The sequence below is a fragment of the Parasediminibacterium sp. HNIBRBA5674 genome, from assembly GCF_056745525.1.
The window spans coordinates 36,540-60,939 of sequence record NZ_JBQWIE010000005.1 but is presented as its reverse complement, the minus strand read 5'-3'; the positions used below and the strand labels follow the sequence as shown (position 1 = coordinate 60,939).

22 protein-coding genes are annotated in these 24,400 nt (G+C 35.6%); 7 read left to right on the top strand and 15 right to left on the bottom strand.

What is annotated here, in order from left to right; genetic code table 11:
* Positions 1–4 precede the first annotated feature (4 nt).
* The 6 genes from ACT9TX_RS04065 to ACT9TX_RS04040 all read right to left on the bottom strand — a co-directional run bounded on the left by ACT9TX_RS04065 (position 5) and on the right by ACT9TX_RS04040 (position 5,515).
* Positions 5–1,123, bottom strand: coding sequence for a glycosyltransferase family protein (locus ACT9TX_RS04065; RefSeq protein ID WP_481336930.1), 1,119 nt, complete (start codon positions 1,121–1,123; stop codon positions 5–7).
* The gene (locus ACT9TX_RS04060; RefSeq protein WP_481336929.1) at positions 1,116–1,997 is read right to left on the bottom strand and encodes a GDP-mannose 4,6-dehydratase; all 882 of its coding nucleotides are present in this window, start codon (positions 1,995–1,997) and stop codon (positions 1,116–1,118) included. Before ACT9TX_RS04060 ends, ACT9TX_RS04065 begins: the two co-directional genes overlap by 8 nt.
* Positions 1,998–2,015: 18 nt before the next feature.
* On the bottom strand, positions 2,016–2,717 hold the full coding sequence (locus tag ACT9TX_RS04055) for an FkbM family methyltransferase (RefSeq protein WP_481336928.1): 702 nt from the start codon (positions 2,715–2,717) through the stop codon (positions 2,016–2,018).
* Entirely contained in the window at positions 2,701–3,735 is a 1,035-nt protein-coding gene (locus tag ACT9TX_RS04050) for a hypothetical protein (protein ID WP_481336927.1), read from the bottom strand. The genes ACT9TX_RS04055 and ACT9TX_RS04050 overlap by 17 nt, the downstream gene beginning before the upstream one ends.
* 75 nt (positions 3,736–3,810) lie before the next feature.
* Positions 3,811–5,067: a class I SAM-dependent methyltransferase gene (locus tag ACT9TX_RS04045; protein WP_481336926.1), complete on the bottom strand. Its 1,257-nt coding sequence runs from the start codon at positions 5,065–5,067 to the stop codon at positions 3,811–3,813.
* A 10-nt stretch (positions 5,068–5,077) separates the two neighbouring features.
* Positions 5,078–5,515 (bottom strand): hypothetical protein, encoded by a 438-nt coding sequence (locus tag ACT9TX_RS04040; RefSeq protein ID WP_481336925.1) that lies wholly within the window; start codon positions 5,513–5,515, stop codon positions 5,078–5,080.
* A 215-nt stretch (positions 5,516–5,730) separates the two neighbouring features.
* Here ACT9TX_RS04040 and ACT9TX_RS04035 point away from each other — a divergent pair, with 215 nt between their 5' ends.
* Positions 5,731–8,643: an NHL domain-containing protein gene (locus ACT9TX_RS04035; RefSeq protein WP_481336924.1), complete on the top strand. Its 2,913-nt coding sequence runs from the start codon at positions 5,731–5,733 to the stop codon at positions 8,641–8,643.
* Positions 8,644–8,707: 64 nt separating this feature from the next.
* Here the strand turns inward: ACT9TX_RS04035 and ACT9TX_RS04030 are convergent, their stop codons facing one another.
* Positions 8,708–9,442 carry a menaquinone biosynthetic enzyme MqnA/MqnD family protein gene (locus tag ACT9TX_RS04030; RefSeq protein ID WP_481336923.1) on the bottom strand — a complete coding sequence of 245 codons (735 nt, stop codon included), beginning with the start codon at positions 9,440–9,442 and terminating at the stop codon, positions 8,708–8,710.
* Between the two features lie 341 nt (positions 9,443–9,783).
* Between ACT9TX_RS04030 and purB the strand changes: the two genes are divergently transcribed.
* Positions 9,784–11,130, top strand: a complete 1,347-nt coding sequence (purB, locus tag ACT9TX_RS04025) for an adenylosuccinate lyase (RefSeq protein ID WP_481336922.1) — start codon at positions 9,784–9,786, stop codon at positions 11,128–11,130.
* Here the strand turns inward: purB and bshC are convergent.
* From bshC to ACT9TX_RS04000, 5 genes are all read right to left on the bottom strand, one after another.
* On the bottom strand, positions 11,127–12,725 hold the full coding sequence (gene bshC / locus ACT9TX_RS04020; RefSeq protein WP_481336921.1) for a bacillithiol biosynthesis cysteine-adding enzyme BshC: 1,599 nt from the start codon (positions 12,723–12,725) through the stop codon (positions 11,127–11,129). The two genes, purB and bshC, sit on opposite strands and share 4 nt — an antisense overlap.
* A 115-nt stretch (positions 12,726–12,840) precedes the next feature.
* A complete protein-coding gene (gene rimO / locus ACT9TX_RS04015) occupies positions 12,841–14,205 on the bottom strand; it encodes a 30S ribosomal protein S12 methylthiotransferase RimO (protein WP_481336920.1) in 1,365 nt (454 codons plus the stop codon).
* Between the two features lie 41 nt (positions 14,206–14,246).
* Entirely contained in the window at positions 14,247–14,756 is a 510-nt protein-coding gene (locus tag ACT9TX_RS04010; RefSeq protein ID WP_481336919.1) for a GNAT family N-acetyltransferase, read from the bottom strand.
* Between the two features lie 187 nt (positions 14,757–14,943).
* A complete protein-coding gene (locus ACT9TX_RS04005) occupies positions 14,944–16,533 on the bottom strand; it encodes a peptide chain release factor 3 (RefSeq protein WP_481336918.1) in 1,590 nt (529 codons plus the stop codon).
* A 567-nt stretch (positions 16,534–17,100) separates the two neighbouring features.
* On the bottom strand, positions 17,101–17,421 hold the full coding sequence (locus ACT9TX_RS04000; protein ID WP_481336917.1) for a hypothetical protein: 321 nt from the start codon (positions 17,419–17,421) through the stop codon (positions 17,101–17,103).
* Positions 17,422–18,115: 694 nt separating this feature from the next.
* On the opposite strand from ACT9TX_RS04000, the gene ACT9TX_RS03995 reads away from it, so the two are divergent.
* The 4 genes from ACT9TX_RS03995 (at position 18,116) to ACT9TX_RS03980 (ending at position 20,856) form a co-directional block, all read left to right on the top strand.
* Positions 18,116–18,799: a hypothetical protein gene (locus tag ACT9TX_RS03995; RefSeq protein ID WP_481336916.1), complete on the top strand. Its 684-nt coding sequence runs from the start codon at positions 18,116–18,118 to the stop codon at positions 18,797–18,799.
* Positions 18,800–18,910: 111 nt separating this feature from the next.
* Positions 18,911–19,324, top strand: coding sequence for a PH domain-containing protein (locus tag ACT9TX_RS03990; RefSeq protein ID WP_481336915.1), 414 nt, complete (start codon positions 18,911–18,913; stop codon positions 19,322–19,324).
* Positions 19,324–19,551, top strand: coding sequence for a membrane protein insertion efficiency factor YidD (yidD, locus tag ACT9TX_RS03985; RefSeq protein ID WP_481336914.1), 228 nt, complete (start codon positions 19,324–19,326; stop codon positions 19,549–19,551). Before ACT9TX_RS03990 ends, yidD begins: the two co-directional genes overlap by 1 nt.
* A gap of 582 nt (positions 19,552–20,133) precedes the next feature.
* Entirely contained in the window at positions 20,134–20,856 is a 723-nt protein-coding gene (locus tag ACT9TX_RS03980; RefSeq protein WP_481336913.1) for a YoaK family protein, read from the top strand.
* Between the two features lie 68 nt (positions 20,857–20,924).
* Here ACT9TX_RS03980 and ACT9TX_RS03975 read toward each other — a convergent pair whose 3' ends face one another.
* Both ACT9TX_RS03975 and ACT9TX_RS03970 read right to left on the bottom strand, forming a co-directional pair.
* Positions 20,925–21,515, bottom strand: a complete 591-nt coding sequence (locus tag ACT9TX_RS03975; RefSeq protein WP_481336912.1) for a 50S ribosomal protein L25 — start codon at positions 21,513–21,515, stop codon at positions 20,925–20,927.
* Positions 21,516–21,688: 173 nt separating this feature from the next.
* Positions 21,689–22,654, bottom strand: coding sequence for a ribose-phosphate pyrophosphokinase (locus ACT9TX_RS03970; RefSeq protein ID WP_481336911.1), 966 nt, complete (start codon positions 22,652–22,654; stop codon positions 21,689–21,691).
* A gap of 116 nt (positions 22,655–22,770) precedes the next feature.
* Between ACT9TX_RS03970 and radC the strand changes: the two genes are divergently transcribed.
* A complete protein-coding gene (radC, locus tag ACT9TX_RS03965) occupies positions 22,771–23,454 on the top strand; it encodes a RadC family protein (RefSeq protein ID WP_481336910.1) in 684 nt (227 codons plus the stop codon).
* Positions 23,455–23,593: 139 nt separating this feature from the next.
* Here the strand turns inward: radC and ACT9TX_RS03960 are convergent, their stop codons facing one another.
* On the bottom strand, positions 23,594–23,899 hold the full coding sequence (locus ACT9TX_RS03960; RefSeq protein WP_379012138.1) for a DUF3467 domain-containing protein: 306 nt from the start codon (positions 23,897–23,899) through the stop codon (positions 23,594–23,596).
* Positions 23,900–24,400 lie beyond the last annotated feature (501 nt).

Genomic DNA, 24,400 nt, shown 5'->3' with positions numbered 1-24,400 from the left:
AGTACTACTTTCTTTTCAGCACCCTTTTTCTAAAAGTATTACTTACCAATCTAAAAGGCAAAATCAAAAAACCCATAAAAACTTCTTTGTAAAAGGCGAGTTTATCTCCATGTACTTGTCGATTGATTTGAATGTGTTTTGCAATTGATGTAAACTGAAAATAAGTTAATAAATTATAGATAATAAAACGTGTTGTTTTAAAACTAAATGGAAATTGTTGGTGGTATTTGCCTTTGGCTTCGGTAAAGTTTACTAATGCTTCTGTTACACAATTATGGATAGTAATAATGTTAAAGTTAACTAACTCAATTAAACCATCAGTAGAAATATTAAATCGCTCGAAATCTCTAGATATTGGGTTACTCCAAATGGCACTTGCGTTTAATAATTGCACCATTGGCAACTGTTTACCAGCGGTTGAAGTACTTATCCATGTAATGCCGCTAGAAGCTCCTAATAAGAAAGTACAGTGATGCGTTAGGGCCGCTGTTTCTCGTAAACTTAAACCGCTTCCATCAATGATTTGTGATGATGGATGGCTAATTTTATTAGCTGAAGATAAAATTACAGCAACCTCTTTATTTATCGTTAGCTGAGCTGCTATTTTTAAAGCAAAATCCATTGTCATTTCTGATTGACCACTTTGTGGGGCAAACTCAAATAAAATAATATGTTTGTATTTTTCTAGTTGATGAAAATTCGCAAAGTCTTTTGCTTTTTGTATTTCATTGGGGTGCAAAATCAATATTGGTTGAATAGGAACAGTGATATTTTTAGAATACCCTCTAAAAGTTGAAGCCCTTGTGCAGCCATCATAATTGGCCTGATTATCATCAATTAAGTTGGTAAAATACACTTCATTCCATTGACCATTTTGTTTTTCTAAAAAGATTCTTTTTTTGAATTTTCGATAAGCGACAATGTCTAATTTGGCTACCTCATTTACTTCTAAAATTTCATCTACAAAAGGATTATTCGCAATAATATCTTTACAAAAACTAGCGATAGCCCAAGTCAATTTACAGTTTGGGTAATCATGCTTTATTTGCCTAGCAATAGCCGTTGCATACAAGCTATCACCATTAGAATATAAGTGTACTAAAAGAATATTTTGATTAGACATTTTGCGGTTGGGTCAACATCATGGTTACCAATTTTTCAAAATTAACCGTTGGTTGCCATCCTAAATAATGAATTGTAGCTGGATTAGAAATCAATTGACGGTATTCGGATTTAAAACCAGATTTTATAGCTACATAGGGCTGCCAATCTTTACCGATAAAATTAAAACAAGCTTCTATATAATCTTGAATAGAATAGCCAATACCGCTACCCATAGTCGCTTCAAAAACGGTTTCTTGTTCCACTAAAGTAACAATGGCTTTTACCACATCACCTGCATAAGTCCATTCTTTTTTTACTGTAGGGTCACCAATTTCAATTATTCGATTTTCACCATTTGCAATTGCCAATACATCGGCTGCAATCATCTGTGCCACATGGCGTTTTGTTCGTCGTGGACTGTCATGGTTAAAGAAATAACCAACATAGGTTTTAATGCCCAAACTACGGTAATATCTTGCCGCATAAGCAGATTGAATACGGGCAATTGAATACGCATCTCTTGCTTCAAATTCATCTGTTTCTTTTATTGGTTGGTTGTTATTTACAAACTGCAAACCACTACCTGAAATAAATACTTTCGTTTGTGGCGACTGTGTTTTTACTGCTTCTAAAATATTTAAAGCCCCCGTTGCAATTGTCGCATGATTTTCAAACAGCGCATCATGCCTTGTGGTAGAATTTGCGGCTAAATGAAAAATATAAGTTGGCTGTGTTTGCTGAATAAATTGTTTAATAGCTTCATAATCAGTCAAATCAACACGTAACGTATCGCCACCTCGTGATACTTCAATTACCTCAATATTTTTATCTTTTAAGTGTTGAGATAGATAAAACCCATCCTGCCCATTTGCACCAAAAATGATTGCTTTCATTAAACGATAATTGATATTTTAATCTGCTATAAAAATGGTATTAATCCGTGTATCTGCATAAACAGAATAACCTTTTGTCTTAAGAAAATCAGCTACATCTGTTGTTTTGTACTCTTGTTGTAGTTCATTGTATGCAAGGGTTTCAACACAAATAGCTTTGGGCTTATACTTATCAAAATCTAATGATTCTAAAATAGCCAAATCCAAACCTTCAACATCAATTGACAACAAATCTGGCGCTTTACCTAGATTATTTTCTATGAGGGTATTGATATTTATCAAAGGCATCGAAATCACTTTCTCGTATCTTATTTTACCCATTTTATCCATACCAATATTTGCCCAATAATCAGCAGATTCTTTAGAAAATGTGCTTAACCCATTAGCATGATTTGGGAACAAGTAGAAATCTGCCGTAGTTATATTCTCTACACCAATACCAGCATTAACACAAATATCTCTGCTTCGTAATTTTTTAAGTTGCTTGTATAAATATGGATTAGGCTCAACACAGATACCTTTACTGCCACGGGTATAAAAATAGTAGGTATTACTAATGTAGCGAGGGTCGTTAGCACCAATATCAAGATAAGTTGGTTTTGAAATATTTTGATTGAAAAAGAATCTAGCCAATATTAAATCTTCACCTGCCTGAGAATAAATAACAGTTGATTTTAATAGCAAGAACTTCTCAACTAATTTTCTAAATAAGTTTTGCATTTTGCATTGATTTTTGTCTTGCTGAAAGCAGGCCTATAATTTTTTGTATGGATAATAAACGCTTATACTTTCTATATCTGTGAGTTATAAATTGACTAAAATTATTTTTCTTGTGAATTAAAGTAAAATAGCCTTCGTTATTACTTTGCAAAAGTTTTGGCTGGCATTTTGCCAACACATTTTCAAACTGCAATGCAAAATTCTCAGGTGTCCAATCTTTTGCCATTTGATGCACTTTATCAAGTGATTGTTCAATAGACTGTTTTAAACTCCAAGTTGGATATGGTGGCAAATATTTTATAACGTGTCTAAACGTATCGTTGTTAGAAATACTTAGCGGTCTATTAGCAATTATCGCTTGATCTGTAGTTGCTGCAAGACCCGGCATGTTTCTATCATACAGAAAACAATTGAGTGTATTACTGGCACACCACTTTATCAGTTCATCTTTATCCATGTAATCGTGAGTAACAATTACTTCAATACCTGGTTTTGCTTTTTCAGTGCATAATTTACCTAAAAAATTAGCATAATTTTGAGAATCAGGAACATAATTACCAAAAGGAATATTAAGTTTAATAATTGCCTTGTCAAACTCTTTATTTACTGCTTCTACAACATGTTGAAAGCCCTTTCCTTTTGTGGCAAAACCAAACGTACCAATCACTGGAATATCATTTGGTTGGTACTGGGGAACAAAATTTACTTTTTCTAAGGGTCTAGGAAAAGCAAAAACTTTTTTATTTTTATGCTTAATAGTGGGATCTAAAACCACATAAGCATCAAAGTGATTGTCTGGGCAAAGTACAAACGGATCGCCAGGTAAAATTTCTAGAACCATTGTTATTTTAAGACCATTCAACTGCTTAATACAGCTAGTATCCAACCATTGCATTGTTGAAGGATGATAATTGAAAAAGTAGAAATGATAACCAGTAGGAACCTTATTATTAACGGCATTGATTTCTATATAATCTAACTGATACTTATGCGAAAGTTTCAATGCATTAAATACCATCAAGCCAGATTCGTAAATGCTGTCTTGTGCTTTTTCATTATTTATAAAAAGTCCCTTCATTAAAAAATTATATCACTACTTTTTGTAAATATCAATTACAGGTATTGGGAAAATAAAGCCTGTACCCTTATCTAAGGCTTCTTTTTCACGTTCAACAAATTCTGCTTTAAAATGCCAAGGCAATACCAAATAATAATCTGGGTTCATAGCACGGCTTTCTGCTTCGCTAATGATTGGGATATTGGTACCTAATGTGTAAGCACCATATTTATCAGGGTTACGTTCTGCGGCATACTCAACTAACATGCTATTGATATCGCACCATTGTAAAATGGTGTTGCCCTTAGTTGAAGCACCATAAACGTGCACTTTTTTACCTTCATTCTTTAATTTCACCAACAAATCGTGTAATTCATTTTTAACTTTCTCAATACGGTATTGAAATGCTACATATGGCTTATCGGTATCAAGTTCTAAATCAAATTCTTTTTGACGAATGTCATTCATCAATTGATAATTCCCTTTATTATAATATAGACTACTTTCTTTGTGAGTGGCGTAACAACGAATACTACCGCCATTAATATCGTTGAATGAAATTTTAAATATTTTCATTCCTGCCATTCCAACAATTTTTTCCAAAACTGCTAAACTGTAAAATTCTAAATGTTCATGGCAAATAGTATCATAACTATCAAGTTCAAGCATATGAGGCATATAGCTCATTTCAAACACCCAAATACCATCTGAGGATAAAAAGCGTTTGATATTTTTAACGAAATCTACCGGGCTTTCTAAATCGTAGAACATGGCAATGGATGTAATAATATCCAATTTTGTATCGCCAATAGCAGTTGAAAGTTCTGCCGAAGGAAATATATCTTGTACAACAAACGCATTTTTCACTTCTTGAGCAACATCGCTGGGGTCGCAACCAAACTTTTTAAATGTTGTTGGATAATAGTCTAAAAGCGTACCATCATTACAGCCAATATCTAAAACAGTACAGTTGTCTTTTTTTATTAAAGCCAACGTAGAATCTACTATATCTTTTAGATGATTACGCATGGTTGCATTAGTACCACTACGGTACCAATAAGCAGCGTATAATATTTCTGGTGGCACACTGTGTTCCATTTGCAATAAACCACAGGCGTTTTCATCAATTTGTGGATTACATCTTACTAAAGAACAATTAATTTTTCTTTGAGAAGGCATTTCTTTGCCAGGCTTTACAAAAGAACCTTGTAAGTATTGAGGACCAAGGCTTATTACTGGTGTTAATGATGTAGAACCGCAAACACGGCAAGAAGTTCTTTTACGGATATGCATACGTTAGATATTATTTGTTTACAATTATTTCTTTAAACTTAAGGTCAATGGCATCAATACATTTATTACGTTCAAGGTTTAAAACCGCCAACATTTTAACCAAATTGTCCTTTTCAGGTACGGGTATATTTTCTATATCATACCCTTTTTCTACTTCATGCCATAGTCTACAATTTACATCTGCCAACTGAGAAAACATGGCACCTATAGCACCAATCACTTCAGCTACTTCGTTACCTTCCTTTTTAAAAATTTTATTGGCAGCAAATGTTAGTCTATCTAAAGGAATATTTCCAACAATAGCATCGGCTACATAAGCATCAATTTCCTTTTGCAATTGTATAGCTTGTCTATTTAAGCTATTTAAACGTTGTTCATCATCCGTATGGTATTGCTTCAATTTAACGATTGTTAATTTATCACATAACATACCAAGTGTTTCTGCCATAGTTATTTGTTAGGTGGGCGAAGGTAATAATTTACACAGATACTTTTTGTTCCTATTTTGCAATAAGGTTGTCTCGAAGTTTTTCAATAGTTATATAAATACAACTAAATATACTATGTACTCATTTTTTTTAAGTTATTTTTAAAGCTCTTTTTTCTAATTAATATAGACCATATCAAATATAATGATATATTCGTTTTTCTAAAATAAAGCACATGAAAAAAAGCGACCTATTTATCATCTCGAAGAAGCTGTTTATCCTCTTCATTAGTATTCTCTTTTCATTAAACATTTCAGCCCAAACAGCCCCCCCAATTGAATGGCAAAAATCTTTCGGTGGCTCCGGAGAAGATGGCTTAAACAGAATTCAACAAACTACTGATGGTGGTTATATAGTTGGTGGTTACTCAACTTCTAATAATGGTGATGTATCTGGCAACCATGGTGGTAAAGATTTTTGTATTACTAAATTAGATGCTAACCGAGTAATACAATGGCAAAAAAGTTTAGGAGGTAGTGGTGACGACGGATTAAACAGACTACAACAAACTTTCGATAAAGGTTATATTTTATCTGGTTTTTCAAACTCAAACGATGGTAACGTAAGTGGTAATCATGGTGGCTATGACTATTGGGTAGTGAAATTAGATTCAGTTGGTAATATAAAATGGCAGAAAAGTTTCGGTGGTACTGGTAACGACTATGCTACTAGTATTAGGCAAACCTTAGATACCGGTTATGTAGTTGTAGGTAATTCAGAATCTAACAATGGAAATGTTAGTGGCAATAATGGTGGTATTGATTATTGGATAGTTAAATTAGATAGTATTGGCAATATTAAATGGCAAAAGAGTTTCGGGGGTTCTGGCACTGACGTAGCATCTAATGTTATTCAAAATGCTGATAGTAGCTATTTAGTAGTAGGTTTTTCTAATTCAAATAATGGCAATGTTAGTGGCAATCATGGTAACAATGATGTTTGGACTCTAAAGTTGGATAAAGATGGTAATATTTTTTGGCAAAAAAGTTTAGGAGGTTCTAGCGATGATAATGGTTATAGCGTAAAGCCAACAACTGATGGTGGCTACATATTAGCTGGTGATACACGCTCTAATAATGGCGATATTAGTGGTAATAATGGAGGTCAAGATTATTGGGTAGTAAAACTTGATGGCACTGGTGCCATTTTATGGCAAAAAGCGTTGGGTGGTACTGCAAATGACCAAGCTAATGCAATTATCCAAGCATCTGATGGTACTTATTTAGTAGCTGGCGAATCATATTCGACGAATGGCAATATAACTAGCAGCAAGGGTAGTCAAGATTATTGGGTTGTAAATTTGAGTGCAACAGGCACTTTAATATGGCAAAAAAACTTAGGAGGAACTGGAATTGATTATGCCTCTGACTTATACCAAACTAACGATGGTGGTTTTGTGGTAACTGGTGGAAGTCAATCTAACAATGGCGATGTAAATGGTAATCATGGTAGTTACGATTTTTGGATAGTAAAACTTACAACAAATACTACAACTACAGCATCCCAAATCATTACAACATTTGCAGGCGGCGGTTCGGGTGGTGATGGTAGTTTAGCTACATCTGCAAGTTTAAATTTACCTTATGCAGTGGCTACAGATGGCAGTGGCAACATTTATGTGGCTGATAGAAATAACCAACGTGTGAGAAAAATTAGTTCATCTGGCATTATTACCACGATTGCAGGTAATGGTATAGGAGCATTTGCTGGTGATGGCGGCTTAGCAACTTCAGCAAGCATTTCTAATCCATATGGATTAACAATTGACAATGCAGGCAATATTTATATAGCTGACTGGGGCAATAATCGCATTAGAAAAATTACTACTGCAGGTATTATTACTACAGTAGCTGGTAATGGAACTGCAACTTTTAGTGGTGATGGAGGACTAGCTACATCTGCCTCTTTAAACGGGCCTACAGGTGTTTCCGTAGATTTAAATGGCAATATTTACATTGCAGACTATAACAACAATAGAATTAGAAAAGTTACGGCATCTACGGGTATTATTACTACAGTTGCGGGTACAGGCACTATCGGCTTTAGTGGCGATGGAAATTTAGCTACAACAGCAACTTTTTATAACCCTTATGATGTGCAAGTTGACAAAAGTGGCAACTTGTATATCGCAGATTTTTTAAATCACAGAGTACGTAAAGTTAATACAAGTGGTATAATCACAACTATTGCAGGTAGTGGTATTACGGGTGCTGGTAACGGTAGCTTTAGCGGTGATGGTAGTTTAGCTACTTCTGCTACTCTACATGGCCCAACACGTCTAGTCGTTGATACACTTTTAAACATATTTATTGCAGACTATGCTAACCATAGAATTCGTAAAATATCTAGCAATGGCATCATAAGTACAGTTGTAGGTAATGGTACTGCTGCATTTAGTGGCGATGGTGGATTAGCAACCTCAGCATCTATCAATACCCCTACTGGAATTGCTTTGGATTCTTTGGGCAATTTGTACATTGCAGATTTAAACAATAATAGGATACGTAAAGTAGGTAGTAATACTGTATTACCAGTAACCCTATTAACCTTTAATGGCAACAAACAAAATGAAGCGATTCATTTGCAATGGACAACTACAAATGAAATAAATACCGCTAATTTCATTATTCAACGTTCCACAAATGGCATTGACTTTAGTGACATTGGTTCTGTTATTGCAAGCGGAAACACTACTAATAAAGTAGACTATGATTTCACAGATTTAAATCCAAATAGTAGCAAAAATTATTATAGATTAAGAATGCTTGATAAAGATGGCAAGTTCACCTTTAGCAATACTATCGCTTTTGAAATTGGCACTAATGCAACAGCTACTACAATCAAGCTTTCGCCAAACCCTGCAAGGAATTTTGCACAGTTACAAATAGCAGCAAAAAAAGATGTAGTTGCTACCATTAGAATCTATGATGCACTTGGCAAAAGAGTGTTAACCCAAACAAATAACCTAAAAAAAGGTACTAATGTCATCAATATTAACAATGTTGGTTTATTAAAATCTGGTTTATATTTTGTACAAACAATAGTAGATGAGACGGTAAATACAACAAGATTACTAGTAGAAAATTAGTAATTATAATTGGAGTAAAATAAAAATCCCGAAGCAAATTGCTTCGGGATTTTTATTTTAGAACTTATTGCAATTTTTCTAAAAAAAGCGCTAAGCCTCTTCTTTTTGCCTCTGTAAGCTGATAACTAATATTTTCAGTATAATATTTTTTCAAATCGTATTTATCGTAAGTGTTGTCTGCAATTACTTCTTCTATGTGCTTAATGCCATAACCATTGGCCATGCTAAAAGCTTCTATAAAATCTTCATGCAATGGTTTATTGGCTACCCAAGCTGCAAATACAAAGGGCAAGCCTGTATGGGCTATCCATGCTGTGGCTAAATCGTAACTATATTTTGAAATAAGCCTTTGTTCAAAAGCCCTATCGCCTATTACCACAGCTGCTGTAGTGCCTTTTATTTCTTCTCTAAAATTGGCTGTGGCTTCTTTAAAAACAACTTCTTTTTGCCAATATTCTTTTAATAAAACCTTCGCAAGATTAATAGATGTACGACTTTGATAATCTAAAATCACGGTTTCAATTTGTTCCATTGGTACTTCGCTGAATAAGCAAACTGACGCCACTTCTGTTTCTGCACCAATACAAAAATCGGTTACAATATGTGCTTCTTTTAGTTTGGGTATAATGGCTACAGGTACAAGGCCCACATCTATCTCATCATCTAACAACATTTGGGCAATTTTTGCAGGATATGCTTCTATTAATTCTATTTTATCCATTAAGCCACTACGTTTTACACCGTACAATAATGGCTTTGTGTTTAAATAACTTACCGCACCAACTTTTATCTTCTTCAAATGGTATAATTTTACGCCGCAAAGAAAAACATTTTGAACCACAACGAGTTAAAGTTTAACCACTAAAAACACAAGGGTTTCACAAAGTGCCCTAAGTCTGAGTGGCCTTGTGCGTATTTCCTTAGTGCCATTGTGGTTAAAATTAGCTTTGGAAAAAGCTGAACAAAGTATCTAGCCGTTGCAGTTGGAACTTCGTTAACTCAGTTTAAACTTGCAAGGATGATGCGCAGGATTACTACAGCTGGTTACATAAAAAAGTGAAAAGTGGGTGGTGAAAAGTGAAAGAAAAAGAGACATGATTAAACTAAACTATAAATAAATACCACATATACTAACAATTAATGGAATTAACTAACCTTACCGCTATCTCACCTATTGATGGCCGCTACCGCAAGCAAGTACAACACTTAGACAATTATTTTTCTGAATTTGCCTTGATAAAATACCGCGTATTTGTTGAAGTAGAATATTTCTTCTTTTTGGCAGATAAAAAGCTGTTTAAACTGTCAGCAAAAGCAAAGGAAAAACTACAAGCCTTTGCAGATAATTTTAGTGTAGAAGATGCGCAACGCATTAAAGACATTGAAGCGATTACGAACCACGACGTGAAGGCGGTTGAATACTTTTTAAAGGAACAATTAGATGCGATTGGTATTGCTGATTTGAAAGAATGGATTCACTTTGGATTGACTTCGCAAGACATTAATAACACAGCGATACCACTTAGTTGGAAGCATTGCATGGAGCTAGAATATTTGCCTGCAATTGCCAATATTCATAACAGTTTACATGACCTTGCAACCCAGTGGAAACAAATAGCTATGTTGGCTAAAACACACGGTCAGCCTGCATCGCCTACCGTTTTGGGTAAAGAAATTATGGTGTTTGTAGAACGTATTGCTAACCAAATTACCTTGTTTTCGCACATACCTTTTGCTGCAAAATTTGGTGGCGCTACGGGCAATTTTAATGCGCACCATATTGCTTTTCCTAACAAAAATTGGGTGGCTTTGGGTAATGATTTTGTAGATAATTACTTAGGCCTTGAGCGTATGCAGTTTACTACGCAAATAGAACATTACGATAGTTTGGCGGCACATTGCGATGCGATGAAACGCATTAATACCATTTTAATTGACTTGTGTAGAGACATTTGGACCTACATAAGCATGGATTATTTTAAGCAAAAAACCAAAGCTGGTGAGGTTGGTTCATCGGCCATGCCACATAAAGTAAACCCGATAGATTTTGAAAATGCAGAAGGTAATTTAGGTGTTGCCAATGCTTTACTAGAGCACTTTGCAGCTAAGCTGCCTATCAGTCGCTTACAACGTGATTTGACTGATAGCACTGTATTGCGTAACCTTGGTATGCCTGTAGCGCACACTATTTTGGCAACAAAGAGCTTAGAAAAAGGTTTGGGTAAATTGTTACTAAACGAGGCTAAAATAGCTGAAGATTTAGAAAACAATTGGGCTGTGGTGGCAGAAGCGATACAAACAGTGTTGCGCAGAGAAAACTATCCTAACCCTTATGAGGCTTTGAAAGATTTAACTCGTGGTAATCATAAAATTGACAAAAAAGCCATTCACGATTTTATTGGCAAACTAAAAGTGAGCGCTGAATTGAAGAAGACGTTGAAAGCTATTACACCTAGCAATTATGTGGGTGTAAGTGCAGAATATTAAGGCAGTTTTACAATTGTAAATTGCTGTTCTAAAGTAAGAGATTGGTTGTAAATAGTTTGCAACCAATCTTTTCCATATTTAGCATAGAAATAAGAGAAATTCTCTATTCTTTCTTGCAAACTATTATTAGGAAATAACTCAGCTTTTAGCTTTTTTATTTGACGTTGCTGCGCCTCAAAGCGCCTTTTTTCAGTACGCAATATTTTCTTTTCAAGCTCATATAAAGACTTCAACGCTTTGGTTTGTAAGGCTTCTGTATGATTCTTCAGCGATTCATCAATATTACCTGCAATCAATTGTAATGCTTTGTATTGTTGTTTTACAGCTTCAATTTGTGCAGTAATATCTAGTTGATGAGTAGAATTCTTTTGTACCAAAGTATTAATCAAATCAAACGGCTTTTTAAAGAAATCTTCAACAGCAAAGCCTAATTTTTCAATACGTTGCACTTGTTCATCTGTAACAAACAACAGCGAATTACGCAAGATGAGCATTGGATAAGGCACATTGACCGCCTCAAATACTTTTTGCAGCTCAAGCCAATAAGCTAGCTCACCACCACCACCAATAAAAGCAATATTGGGTAAAATGGTTTCTTGAAAAACACCTCGTAAAATCACATTGGCACTAAAGCGCTCTGGATGCTTTTGTAACTCTTCTAAAATCTCTTCTTGACTAAATTCTAAGCCCAAACTTGAAACTTGAAACTTGGAATTAGCAACTTCAATTCTCTCTCTTTTATCATCAATTAAGTAAAATAAATTCAATTCTCTGCCACCTGCTTGTACTTTGTAATGCTTGCTTAGTTGTTCTATGGTTTCTGCGACAGCTTTATGAGAAAATTGCTCAGTAATTTCTTTGGTAATAACGCTATTAAACCGAGCTTTTAACGCAGCATTATCTGGTATTAACACCAATAAACCATAATCTGCAAACAATGCATTTACAAGCTCTAAAGTTGCTTGCTGTATGGTTTTGCCCAACGTGTAGCATTGGTTAAAAATAGCTATCAAATCATTACCAAAAGGATGAATACCAACTTGCCCTTGAATGCTTGTGATGATTTGTAACAAAGCTTTATCAACCAACATTCTGCCTACAGCACCAGTTTGTTTAGTATTCCAAATGAGCTTTTCACCACCAAGATTAATGTAGCCCAATTCATCCAAATCGGCATCTTCGCTTCCCATGTAATACACAGGCACAAAGTTGTATTCAGGTAGTTCTTTTTGTAATTCGTCTGCCAGTTTTATAGCATGAATGATTTTGTAAATAAAGTATAAAGGACCAGTAAAAATATTAGGCTGATGCGCTGTGGTAGCGGTAAATGTATTGTTGCTTTTAAGCGCTTCTAAATTGACAATTTGCTTATCGGTTAAAGTAATATTTTGGTATTGATTAGTTAATGCATTTACCAATAATTCTCTATTAGTTGCAAAAGCTTGCCTTGCAGCAATGGCAGCTTTTATACCGTCTAAGTCTACAGAATGCTTATAGAAATTTTGCAACTGTTCATTGCCTGAAACATAATCTGCTACTAGCTTTGAAAAATAGCCTGTCTGTTGGTATGATAAGTGCAAATGATTATTTTCCATGAATTGATTGACTATACAATTGACGTATTTAGACATACGATTTTCGTAAGCCTTGCAAATATCTATAAACAAGCATTCACCCAAGAAACGTATATCCTAAATCGAAAATCAAAAACTATCCTACCACTTCACCTTCTAAATCATAATCAAACGCTTTGGTAATTAATACATTTACAAAGCTGCCTATTTCTAGTTTCTTTTTACTATTAATAATCACCTCATTATCTACTTCTACACTATCAAATTCAGTACGTCCAAGATATCTGCCACTTTCTTTTCTATCAACAATCACTTTAAAGGTTTTACCTACTTTTTCTTGGTTTTTCTCAAGGCTTATTTCCTGCTGAACCTCCATAATTTCTTGTGAACGTAGTTCTTTATCTTCTTGCGAAATATTGTCTTCTAATAAATGTGCTGAGGTATTCTCTTCATGACTGTAAGAGAAAATTCCTACCCTATCAAAACGATGCTCAATTAAGAAGTTTTTCAGCTCTTCAACATCTTCTTCTGTCTCACCAGGAAAGCCAGCAATTAAAGTAGTGCGCAAACAAATACCCGGTACTTTTTCACGAATAGCATGTATCAATTCACTCATTTCTTCACGAGTAATTTGACGCTTCATGGCTTTCAACATGTTATTACTCGCATGTTGCAGAGGCATATCAAGGTATTTGCAAATATTGTCGTGACGGTTCATCGCATCTAAAATTTCCAACGGAAATTTGGATGGATAAGCATAATGCAAGCGTATCCACTCTAACCCTTCTACAGCCGCTAACGCATCTAGTAAACGTGGCAATTCTCTTTTCTTGTAAATATCTAAGCCGTAGTAAGTTAACTCTTGCGCAATCAACATTACTTCTTTCACACCTTTCTTTACAAGGCTTTCAGCCTCTGCAACTAACTGCTCTATTGGCTTGCTCACATGCTGACCACGCATTAACGGTATAGCACAAAAAGAACAAGTACGGTTACAACCTTCGCTAATTTTTAAATACGCATAATGTTGCGGTGTGCTTAACAAACGCTCGCCTACTAGCTCTGCTTTATAATCAACCTCAAATTTCTTTAGCATTAATGGTAATTCCATGGTACCAAACCAAGCATCTACTTCTGGCATTTCAGCTTCTAAATCTGCACGGTAGCGCTCACTTAAACAGCCTGTAACAAATACTTTGTCAAGTTTACCTCTTCGCTTTAGTTCTAGTTGATCGAAAATCGTATTGATGCTTTCTTCTTTCGCTTTATCTATAAACCCACAAGTATTTACTACCACAATATTGTGGTCTAGTTTTTTGTTTTCGTGTACCACATCTATATCACTAGCCTGCAACTGACCACTCAGCACTTCACTGTCTACTAGGTTTTTACTACAACCAAGGGTAATAATATTTACCTTGTCTTTCTTTAGCGTTTTCGATTTCATAATAAGGCGGCAAAGGTAAGGATGTTGAATGATAGACCATAGGTGATGGTTCATAGGTAATAGAAGATTAGAAAATACAAACCTACAATGACCTATTAACCATGAACTACACGTTGCAAGACAAATAAATTCAACGTTTCATCCTCGTTTCTAGTTGTGTCTTTTAGAGTAAAACCTGCTTTATCAAGCACTTTCTCAGAAGCAATATTTTCTGGTTGTGTAATGGCGAATAATTGTTGCTTATTAAAATTATCAAAAAAATAAGCCACACCAGCTTGTAGCAATTCTGTTGCATAACCTTTACCCCATTCATTTGGTAACAAAGCATAGCCTATGTGATAATCAATATTGCCTTGCATCGGCAAAATAGAAAACATCCCTATCAATCGGTCTGTTTCTTTTTCACCCACATACCATCTACCAAGCATTGGTTCTTCAGCATATGCTTGTAGTTGCTGTGCTAAAAATGCATCGCAGGCAGCTCTATCTTTTACAGGCCTTATGTAGCGCATCACTGCTTCATTGCTATTCAACAAAAAAAAAGCTTCGCTATCAGCAATGGAAAATTGTCTTACAATAAAATGAGTGGTTGTAAAAATGAGCATGGGTAAAATTAAAAATGCCACAGAAACACTTAAACACAGATTAAAATTATACCTGCTTATCAATTCTTCTGTGGCAAATTAAAATTCTTTCAACAATACCTCTGTGTTTCTGTGCCTCTGTGGCAAATACCTCATCATTCAACCCTCAAATCATAGCCTATCCTTCAAATCACTCTAATCAGCGGTTCTATTTCTGCACCTCATTGGTAAAATGGAACTGAATATCTGGATTATTGCTGATTTCTGTATTTAAAAACCATTCGCTTTGTGCTAGATAAACAGGATTACCATCTTTATCAGCAGCAGAGTTTTGTTGTTTAAAACGCAAGAAATCTTCTAGTTTTTTCTGGTCGTTACTAGTCAACCAACAAGCCTTATAAAAAGGCAGGGTTCTAAACTCACAAGCAGCACTGTATTCGTGCAACAAACGGTACTGAATTACTTCAAATTGTAAATCACCCACACAACCAATTATCTTTTTATTACCGCCAAACTGTGTAAACAATTGCGCCACACCTTCATCCGTAAGCTGACTAATACCCTTTTCCAATTGCTTGGTTTTCATCGGGTCTTTGTTCACTAGTTCTTTAAATATTTCTGGCGAAAACGTTGGTATGCCCGTAAAGTAAAAATCTTCACCTTCTGTCAAGGTATCACCAATTTTAAAGTTACCCGTATCAAACAAGCCCACCACATCACCTGGGTAAGCATCTTCTACCACCTCTTTACTTCTAGCCAAAAAAGAATACGGATTACTAAAACGCACATCCTTATCCAGCCTTACGTGGTGAAAATATTTGTTACGCTCAAACTTACCGCTACACACACGCAAGAAGGCAATTCTATCTCTATGCTTAGGGTCAAGGTTGGCATGAATCTTAAAAATAAAGCCGCTAAACTTATCCTCACCTACACTCAATGTGCGCTTAGTAGTTTCTCTGCTGCGTGGTACAGGCGCTATTTTTATAAACGTATCTAGCATTTCCTGCACACCAAAATTGTTTACCGCACTACCAAAAAACACAGGGGCTACTTTACCGCTTAGATAATCTGCTTTGTTCAGTTCGCCATACACACCATCTATCAATTCTACATCTTCACGCAGTTGATTCGCATCTCTATCGCCAATTTTCGCATCTAACACCGCATCGCTTAGGTCTTCAATCGCAACTGTATCTTCATCGTCTTCACCTTTGGTACTAGCTGTAAATAAGCGCAAGCTTTTATTATCTAAATTGTACACACCTTTAAAATCTTTACCGCTGTTTATTGGCCAGGTCATTGGGTGTAGCGACAGTTTCAACTCGTTCTCAACTTCTTCAAGTAAGTCAAAACGGTTTTTACCATCACGGTCCATTTTGTTTACAAACACAATCACCGGTGTATCTCTCATTCGGCAAACTTCCATCAGCCTACGTGTTTGATCTTCCACACCATTCACACTATCAATCACCAATATTACCGAGTCAACAGCCGTCAAGGTTCTATACGTATCTTCAGCAAAGTCTTTGTGGCCGGGCGTATCTAGTAGGTTTATCAAAAAGCCTTCATACTCAAACGTCATCACACTCGTAGCCACACTAATACCACGCTGACGTTCAATTTCCATAAAGTCACTCGTAGCATGTTTTTTAATCTTATTACTTTTAACCGCACCAGCCGTTTGAATAGCACCACCAAACAACAACAGTTTCTCTGTCAACGTCGTTTTACCAGCATCGGGGTGAGAGATGATAGCAAAAGTTTTCCGCCTGTTTATTTCTTTCTCAAATTTCATAATACTTGTCATTAAGTCATTCGTCAATAAGTCATTAGCACACTATCTGCTAATTTTCTACTATTGACCTTCTTATCAGACTTATTTTAAAGGCAGCAAAAGTAAGGATAAGCAGGTGTATGTCACCAGCTTTTGTACTACTATGAAGCTGCATATGCGTCGCACCTCGCATCGCTTACAATGCTATTGAGCTTTTATTGCAGCGTAGGCATTTCATGCAAAGAAGCAAAGAATGCAAAGGTTCTTAATTCGCTACGTCATTGCGAGGCACGAAGCAATCTAAGCACACTTATTACAGACTGCTTCGTGCCTCGCAGTGACGGTTGAGTGCTCGTCTTTCAGCCGTCGTTGCGTCTTTGACCAAGAACGAATTAAGAAAGTAGCTGGTGAAAGAAAGACAAACTGCGGCAGAAAAACATTACCAACTTCAGTAAGCACAGACTTTGACTTTTTGTTTATATGCCGCTAAGATAAATTGAATAAGAATACCGACAAATATGTTGCTAGATAAAATGGTACGTGTTTTCACGTACCATTGTTGAAGAAATCTATATTTAGTAAATTAAACTATTTAAGCTTTTTCATTGTAAAAGAAACAATGTTACTAGTAGGTGAGAAATTTGCAACAAGTCCGCTAGCAGAATCATCAGAGTATTTACCACTGTATGTAATCTTCTCAGGATTTCCATTTTGATCAAGCATTATTACAAAGAAATTACCTTTATCATCTTCTTGCCAATTAAAGGAACTAGTTGGATCGCCATCTTTTGAATAAACCTGCCCCTGATTGCTCTCATTGAAATCAAGTTCATAATTAACATAAACTTCTTCTTCGGTTACCCACCATCTTGTGTTGTTTAAGCTTGGGGTTTGTGTTGTTTCTGACATAATTTATTTTTTCTCTACTCTTTTTGGCTTTTCGAGGTTAACGCCCTTGCAATTAGGATTAACATAAACTCTTTGCAAGAAGAGCTTATGTTTCAAAAATATCTCTAAAAATTTGAAATTTATTCAACAAAAATGAAAGTTTAATGATAATTTAATGCGCAAAAAATCAAGTACTGAGAAGCACTAATTTTATCATCAATAGAAACTTCACGGCTGTATAAAAAACAAGCTATTTGAATACTTTGCCCCTTTTCGTTATTACATCTACCCCCTCAGTTACCCCATCCACCCTCTGCGTTAATCAGCGACATCTGCGAGCAATACTTTCTTCATCCTACATTAATCAGCGACATTTGCGAGAACCCCATTCTACGCCCTACGTTGCGCCAAAATGACCCTCAAACGCACAACGTAGCGCCTCAAACGCTTAACGTAGTACCTCAAACTGCCAACGTGGCAGCTCAAACAAATAACGTTAGCCCTCAAATATTTAACGTAGTGGCTCATTACAATAACGTGCAACCTCAAAAGTATAACGCAGAGCATCACTGCTTCAACGTAGCATGTAAAACAGCTAACGTAGCTAGACGAACGCTTGTCTACACAAAAGTTATCCACAAAATAATATATTTATGCAGCAACACTTTTTATTTTAAAATACCTATAGTACTTTTAAAACATAAAACTATAACTCATGCCTACAAAAGTTGAAACACGCCTGTATTCTATGGCTGATGCCGACCTAAAGCAGAAAGCCGATGGCTTAAAAGCCACCATTACAAGAGACTTGGCAGACTTTGCCAAACGCAACATTACCGCTACCCAAGTAGATGCCTATCAAACAACCATTGATACATTTGACAACACCACCACTGATGTAGAATTACAAGGTGAAGTAACCGTAGCTGCCGATGAAAAAAATGTGATTGCCGAAAACACCCGTGTGGCCATACGTGCTATACGTGGCATGGCAGATACCGCCTACAATGGCAAGGGTAAATACTACATTTTTGGCTTTGAAGATTTGGCAAGATTAACCGATGCAGACTTGTACAAGCTAGCCAAGCGTGTGGTACGTGTAGGCGGCAAACTATTTACCGACCTTGCAGCACAAGGGCTTACACAAGCGCAACTCACCGACCTTGATAACCTTGCCAAAAGCTTTGATACGGCGATAGATGCAGTAGAAGAAGCTATAGAAAACAGAGATTTAGAAACACAGGACAGAATTATAAAAGGCAACACCCTATGGCAAGAAATGCTACGCCTTGCAGCCATAGGCAAAAGCCTATACGAAGGCACCAACGAAGCCAAGTTTAACGACTATGTGCTAATAGGCGGCGGCTCTGCACCTGTGGTGACGTCACCTGCGGGGTAAAAGGGGTTCTGTCTTGGTGAAAGCAATACTATAAAACGCTAAAAGAACTAATTTTTAAATAATCAGTAGTACATCGACTTATTTTAATTTTAAACAAATAAAAAACTAAAAATGGCATTAATTGAAATCGTATCAGGTCTTCCTAGTGAGGTTACATATCAACTAATGGCTACCGAAAAAGTGTATTATTTTTCATTTATTACTTTTAAAGGTGGTTGCGGTTCATCTGGTCAGCATCAAAATTACTGGCTCGCTTTAACAGATAGACGTGTTATGTATAAAACAAAAGTTTCTGAATTGAAAGGAAAACTTGAAAATTTTGTAGAAAAAGATGGTGATTTACCATTCGATAAAATTTCATTTATTGAAGTTTCAGAAGGTCAAGAAGTAAAAGGGTGTAGTGCTCAGAAAACGTTTCAATTAAGAATAAGTACATCTGGTGGAACAATTGCAATTCCAATACCTACGAAGGAAAAAGGGTATGAAATCAGGAAAATATATTCAGAATTAAGCCATAAAGGGTAATGAAAATTTTGACTTTACCCTTCAATTTGATTTTGATATTTTCAATACAGGTTTATCAAAAAACTAAAAAGAGGCGTTATTCAAAATGTTTACATTATCCATCTTGCTCTGAATACGGAATTATTGCTTTAAAGAAGTATAATTTATTTAAGGCTGTAAAATTGACAATAAGTAGATACAATGATTGTAACCCTTTTTCAAATAGACCTTACATTGACTACCCTTAATAGAAAGAAATTGGATTATAACTAACATAATATTGGAGACGATTTTTAGTTTAAATATTTCATAAGTCATGGTAGGAAAAGTAACCTTCATTAATACTCAAACAAATAATTTCTGTATTGCTACAAGAAAAGGAAAATGTACTATTTGCAATGCCTCAAATATTAATGATATTAAAGTGGGTGACTCTATTGAATTCGACAATGTTCTCGGCGGTAGTTATTTTTATAATTTAAGAACAGAAAGAATCAATGCTAGTGTAGTATATTGGGATATTAATATAGGGTCATCTATAGAGTATTGTAAATAATTTGAAGTAAAATAGATTTTCGCCTTTGTTGGTATGTAACGCAGCTAAGTGTGGGCAAGCGTACCAACAAAGCTTCTTCACTTTAGTATTTCCATAAACAATCTAGGCTGCTGCACCATGCGTAAGGGCTGTTCGTTTCTAGCCCACAGTACTGCGAAGCTGTACGAGGACTAGAAACGAATTGCCCGACCCGCCACAAGCGGGAACGCCAAAGCCATTAACACTGCTTCCATTTATCCATTTTACCCTACCTTACTGCTTTAAATAGCAGCCTATGTTCAGGCATAAAGGAAAAACACGTACGCTTACACACAACTTACAAATAGCTTCGCTACTATCTTTTGTGGCAGGTATGGTAAATGTGGCGGGCTTTTTGGCCGTGCAGCGGCTTACTACCAATGTTACCGGGCACTTTGCCTTTTTTGTAGATGAAGTGTTTAAGCTTAACTTTTGGGGAGGGTTGGTATATTTTCTCTACATCTTTTGCTTCTTTTTTGGCTCGTTTGTCTCTAGTTTTTTAATAGAATACACCTCTCGTAAAGATGAGCATTATAGCCACATTGTACCAGCATCTATTGAGTGTTTCATATTATTACTCATTGGTTGCTTTGGGCATCAACTAGCCATTTCGCTTCCAGATGTGGTGGCTTGTAGTTTGTTATTTGCCATGGGCTTACAAAACTCTTTGGTTACTACCATTTCTAGTGCAAGTGTACGCACCACGCACCTTACAGGCCTTTTTACCGATTTGGGTATAGAGCTATCACAACTGTTTTTCTATACCACCACCGAGCAGCAACTGCGCCTTCGTGCGTCTATTAAACTGCGCTTTACTATTATTGGTTTCTTTTTTATTGGTGGTGTGGTAAGTGGTGTGCTTTACGCACAAATGGCGCTACATGTGCTATTAATTACCGCTGCGGTATTGATACTTGGTCTTATTTACGATAGCGTTAAGTTTAAAATATTGCAGCTAAAGCGTAAACTGAAAAAATAGCAATGCATTGCAGCAACAAAAAAGCCCCCTGCAATTGCAGAGGGCAAGTAAAAAGTATCTTAAAAGAATTATTTCTTCTTAGTATCTTTTGCTGCCGCAGCCTCTTCTTGTTTCAATTGACGAGTCATTACAACTGAAGCGATAGGAATACGTGGCGAGTTCATAATTTCCATTTCTGGAGCTTTGATGTCTTCAACACGTAAATTTTCGTTCAATGCAAGGTTGGTAATATCAACTTCAATAAATTCTTTCAAATTAGAAGGCAAAGTTTTCACTTTTACACTCTTCATTTTAATAACCAATTTACCACCTTCTTTCACACCTTTAGATACACCTACTAATTTAATAGGTAAGTCAGCAATTACTTTTTTATCACCTACTAACTCTAACAAGTCAACGTGAATTAAAGTGTCGCTTACTTTATCAAATTGTAAGTCTTTCATAATAGTCGTGTATGTTTTACCATCCACTTTTACTTCTGCTAATTGAAACTCACCAGTGTACACTAATGCTTTAAACGCTTTTGCAGGAGCAGAAAAAGTAACTTCGGTAGCCCCACCGTAAATTACACCAGGCACCAAGTCTTGAGAGCGCAACTGACGGGCAGCTTTTTTGCCAGTTTCGGTCCTCAATTGTCCTTCGATTGTAACTGTTTTCATGTTTATATTTTTTTGGATTGCAAAAGTAAGGGAAACACACGAAAAATAGGATGTCTGAACGTAGATTTACTAGGATTAAATGAATTTACATGATTTACGAAAATTAAAGAAGCGATACAATTGTTAGTTTGTACCGCTTCTGTAATTAATTTCAAATACCAAATTATAAATTATTAAATACCACCACGTTCTCTATTTCTCAATTGCGAGTGTATAAACAGGCTTGTAATACTTTTATTTTCGTAGGCGTTACGTAAGGCAATGGCAAATAAATCGGCAACTGACAATACTTTTATCTTATCGCTATGCCTTTTTAAAGGGATTGTGTCGCAAACAACCAATTCTTCTAAAACGCTATTTTCAATATTTTCATACGCTTTACCGCTTAAAATTGGATGCGTACATAGTGCTCTTACGCTTAAAGCACCTTTATCTTTTAATAAACCAGCGGCTTTTGCTAGTGTACCGCCCGTATCGCAAATGTCATCTATCAATACAATATTTTTACCTGCAACATCACCAATTACCACCATACTTGCAATCTCGTTTGCTCGTTTACGATGCTTATCACAAATAACCATATCTGCATTAAAATAACTTGCTACTTCGCGTACACGTGTAGTGCTACCAACATCTGGCGAAGCAAAAGCTAGATTACTCAAACGCATTTGCTCAATATATGGTATAAAAATGGCAGAACTATCTAAATGATCAACAGGCACATCAAAGAAACCTTGAATTTGTGGCGCATGTAAGTCCATAGTTACTACTCTATCGGCACCAGCTGCTTCTAGTAAAGTAGCTACCAATTTGGCACCGATAGCCACACGTGGCTTATCTTTTCTATCTTGCCTACCGTAACCGTAGTAAGGTAAAACTGCAATTACTTTATAGGCACTTGCACGCTTTACAGCATCAATCATTAACAATAATTCCATCAAGTTATCAGTAGGTGCGTAAGTGCTTTGCACTAAAAAAACATAATCACCACGTACACTTTCTAAAAAGATGGGCTGAAACTCGCCATCGCTAAACTTTTGAATCGTTAACTTTCCTAAAGGCACACCAAAACGTTGTGCAATTTTTAACGCTAAATCTTGAGAACCTGTACCTGAAAAAATTTTTACTGAGGGATTCATAACAAATTAAGAGGTTGGGGCGAAGGTAATTTTTTAAAGGGTAGTTGTAAAGATTATTTATGCTTTTGATAAAAAAAAATAAACAAGATGTATATTGAGGCTTCAAATAATACATAATGGCTGCTATAAAAGATTGGGCTACAGACGATAGACCAAGAGAAAAACTAATGATTAAAGGTGCATCTGCTTTAAGCAATTCAGAGCTATTGGCTATATTAATTAATAATGGTACGCCTAATAAAAGTGCTGTTGATCTTGCAAAAGATTTACTAGCTGGTTGTAACAATAATTTACAACGCCTTGGCGAATTGAACTATAAACAAATTGTTCAGTTGAAAATTAAAGGGCTTGGGCCAGCAAAAGCGGTAACCATTGCTGCTGCATTAGAACTAGGCATTAGAAGAGACAGCACCGAAAAAAAGAAAGACAAAATAGTATCTAGCCGAGATATTGCCGACTTTTTAAAAGCGCAATTGCAGTATAAAAACCATGAAGTGTTTGTAGTAATGTTCTTAAGTACTGCGCAGAACATTATTCACCACGAAATATTGAGTGAAGGCGGTATAGATATGGTAATGATAGAGCCACGAACCATTATAAAAAAGGCGTTAGAGTATAACGCCAAATCAATTATTCTATGTCACAATCACCCAAGTGGCAACTTAAAACCAAGTAGAGCTGATGTTACTTTAACCGAGAAAATTAAACAGGCCGCTACCCTATTCGATATTAATGTTTTAGACCACATTATTGTAAGTAACGAAGGCTATTATAGCTTCTGCGATGAAGGACATATTTAGTTTGGAGTTTGAAAAGTTTATTCAGTTAAAAAAATTTAGGAAGTTTAGCAGTTTATATAGTTCAAAAGTTTAGTTACAACTCAAACTATTTAAACTCTCAAACTTTTAAACTATGGACTTTAAACTCCAAACTAGTTTTTTATGCTTGCGCTGTAGGGCCACCAAAATTCATCGGAATTTCTACTTGCTCCAAGTCTTTAATATGACCATTAGCGGCTTCGTAACGCTCAATATTTTCAATCATTGCTTTCATAAAGCGCTTTGCATGCATTGGTGTAAATATGATGCGGCTTTTTACTTTGCTTTTAGGTGTACCAGGCATTACATTTACAAAATCCATTACAAATTCTGCATGGCTATGTGTAATGATTGCAAGATTGGCATAGGTACCTTCTGCTACTTCTTCGCTTATTTCTATGTTTAATTGGTTGGGTTGTTGTTCCATGTTATAAGATGTGGTTTTAGAAAATGTAAATATAGCCGTTGCAGTAAAACAAGTCTGCTTTAAAAAGAAATTTCAAATAAAAGATTGCTAAAACTATCTTAACCTTTTAGTTAATGCTTTTACTAAGCTACAAATATGGTTTAAACCAGTAAATAAGCTTTTGCATGGCAAAAAATGTATAATTAATTGATTGAAGGAGCTTTTTTGGCTTCACAAAAGTGCTTTTAACGAGTTAAAGGCCTTCTGTATAGTAAAAAATGTATAATTAATCAATTAACTGGGCTTTTTTCGCTGCGCAAAAGTGGTTTTAACTAGAAATAGGCTTTTGTATAGTAAATAATGTATAATTAATCAGTTAACGAGCAATTTTCGCTTCGCAAATGTGCTTTTACACGAGTTTTTTGGCTTTTTGTAGGCTTACAAGTATGTTATACACGCATGGATGATGTATTATAACTATACAGAAATTACTACAACAGTATAGTCTTAAAGTTTCTATTT

What these genes read in the sequence shown, in the direction of transcription:
- ACT9TX_RS04065 (WP_481336930.1), bottom strand. Translation starts at nt 1,123, where the DNA reads ATGTCTAATCAAAATATTCTTTTAGTACACTTATATTCTAATGGTGAT.
- ACT9TX_RS04060 (WP_481336929.1), bottom strand. Translation starts at nt 1,997, where the DNA reads ATGAAAGCAATCATTTTTGGTGCAAATGGGCAGGATGGGTTTTATCTA.
- ACT9TX_RS04055 (WP_481336928.1), bottom strand. Translation starts at nt 2,717, where the DNA reads ATGCAAAACTTATTTAGAAAATTAGTTGAGAAGTTCTTGCTATTAAAA.
- ACT9TX_RS04050 (WP_481336927.1), bottom strand. Translation starts at nt 3,735, where the DNA reads ATGGTATTTAATGCATTGAAACTTTCGCATAAGTATCAGTTAGATTAT.
- ACT9TX_RS04045 (WP_481336926.1), bottom strand. Translation starts at nt 5,067, where the DNA reads ATGCATATCCGTAAAAGAACTTCTTGCCGTGTTTGCGGTTCTACATCA.
- ACT9TX_RS04040 (WP_481336925.1), bottom strand. Translation starts at nt 5,515, where the DNA reads ATGGCAGAAACACTTGGTATGTTATGTGATAAATTAACAATCGTTAAA.
- ACT9TX_RS04035 (WP_481336924.1), top strand. Translation starts at nt 5,731, where the DNA reads ATGAAAAAAAGCGACCTATTTATCATCTCGAAGAAGCTGTTTATCCTC.
- purB (WP_481336922.1), top strand. Translation starts at nt 9,784, where the DNA reads ATGGAATTAACTAACCTTACCGCTATCTCACCTATTGATGGCCGCTAC.
- bshC (WP_481336921.1), bottom strand. Translation starts at nt 12,725, where the DNA reads ATGGAAAATAATCATTTGCACTTATCATACCAACAGACAGGCTATTTT.
- rimO (WP_481336920.1), bottom strand. Translation starts at nt 14,205, where the DNA reads ATGAACCATCACCTATGGTCTATCATTCAACATCCTTACCTTTGCCGC.
- ACT9TX_RS04010 (WP_481336919.1), bottom strand. Translation starts at nt 14,756, where the DNA reads ATGCTCATTTTTACAACCACTCATTTTATTGTAAGACAATTTTCCATT.
- ACT9TX_RS04005 (WP_481336918.1), bottom strand. Translation starts at nt 16,533, where the DNA reads ATGAAATTTGAGAAAGAAATAAACAGGCGGAAAACTTTTGCTATCATC.
- ACT9TX_RS04000 (WP_481336917.1), bottom strand. Translation starts at nt 17,421, where the DNA reads ATGTCAGAAACAACACAAACCCCAAGCTTAAACAACACAAGATGGTGG.
- ACT9TX_RS03995 (WP_481336916.1), top strand. Translation starts at nt 18,116, where the DNA reads ATGCCTACAAAAGTTGAAACACGCCTGTATTCTATGGCTGATGCCGAC.
- ACT9TX_RS03990 (WP_481336915.1), top strand. Translation starts at nt 18,911, where the DNA reads ATGGCATTAATTGAAATCGTATCAGGTCTTCCTAGTGAGGTTACATAT.
- yidD (WP_481336914.1), top strand. Translation starts at nt 19,324, where the DNA reads ATGAAAATTTTGACTTTACCCTTCAATTTGATTTTGATATTTTCAATA.
- ACT9TX_RS03980 (WP_481336913.1), top strand. Translation starts at nt 20,134, where the DNA reads ATGTTCAGGCATAAAGGAAAAACACGTACGCTTACACACAACTTACAA.
- ACT9TX_RS03975 (WP_481336912.1), bottom strand. Translation starts at nt 21,515, where the DNA reads ATGAAAACAGTTACAATCGAAGGACAATTGAGGACCGAAACTGGCAAA.
- ACT9TX_RS03970 (WP_481336911.1), bottom strand. Translation starts at nt 22,654, where the DNA reads ATGAATCCCTCAGTAAAAATTTTTTCAGGTACAGGTTCTCAAGATTTA.
- radC (WP_481336910.1), top strand. Translation starts at nt 22,771, where the DNA reads ATGGCTGCTATAAAAGATTGGGCTACAGACGATAGACCAAGAGAAAAA.
- ACT9TX_RS03960 (WP_379012138.1), bottom strand. Translation starts at nt 23,899, where the DNA reads ATGGAACAACAACCCAACCAATTAAACATAGAAATAAGCGAAGAAGTA.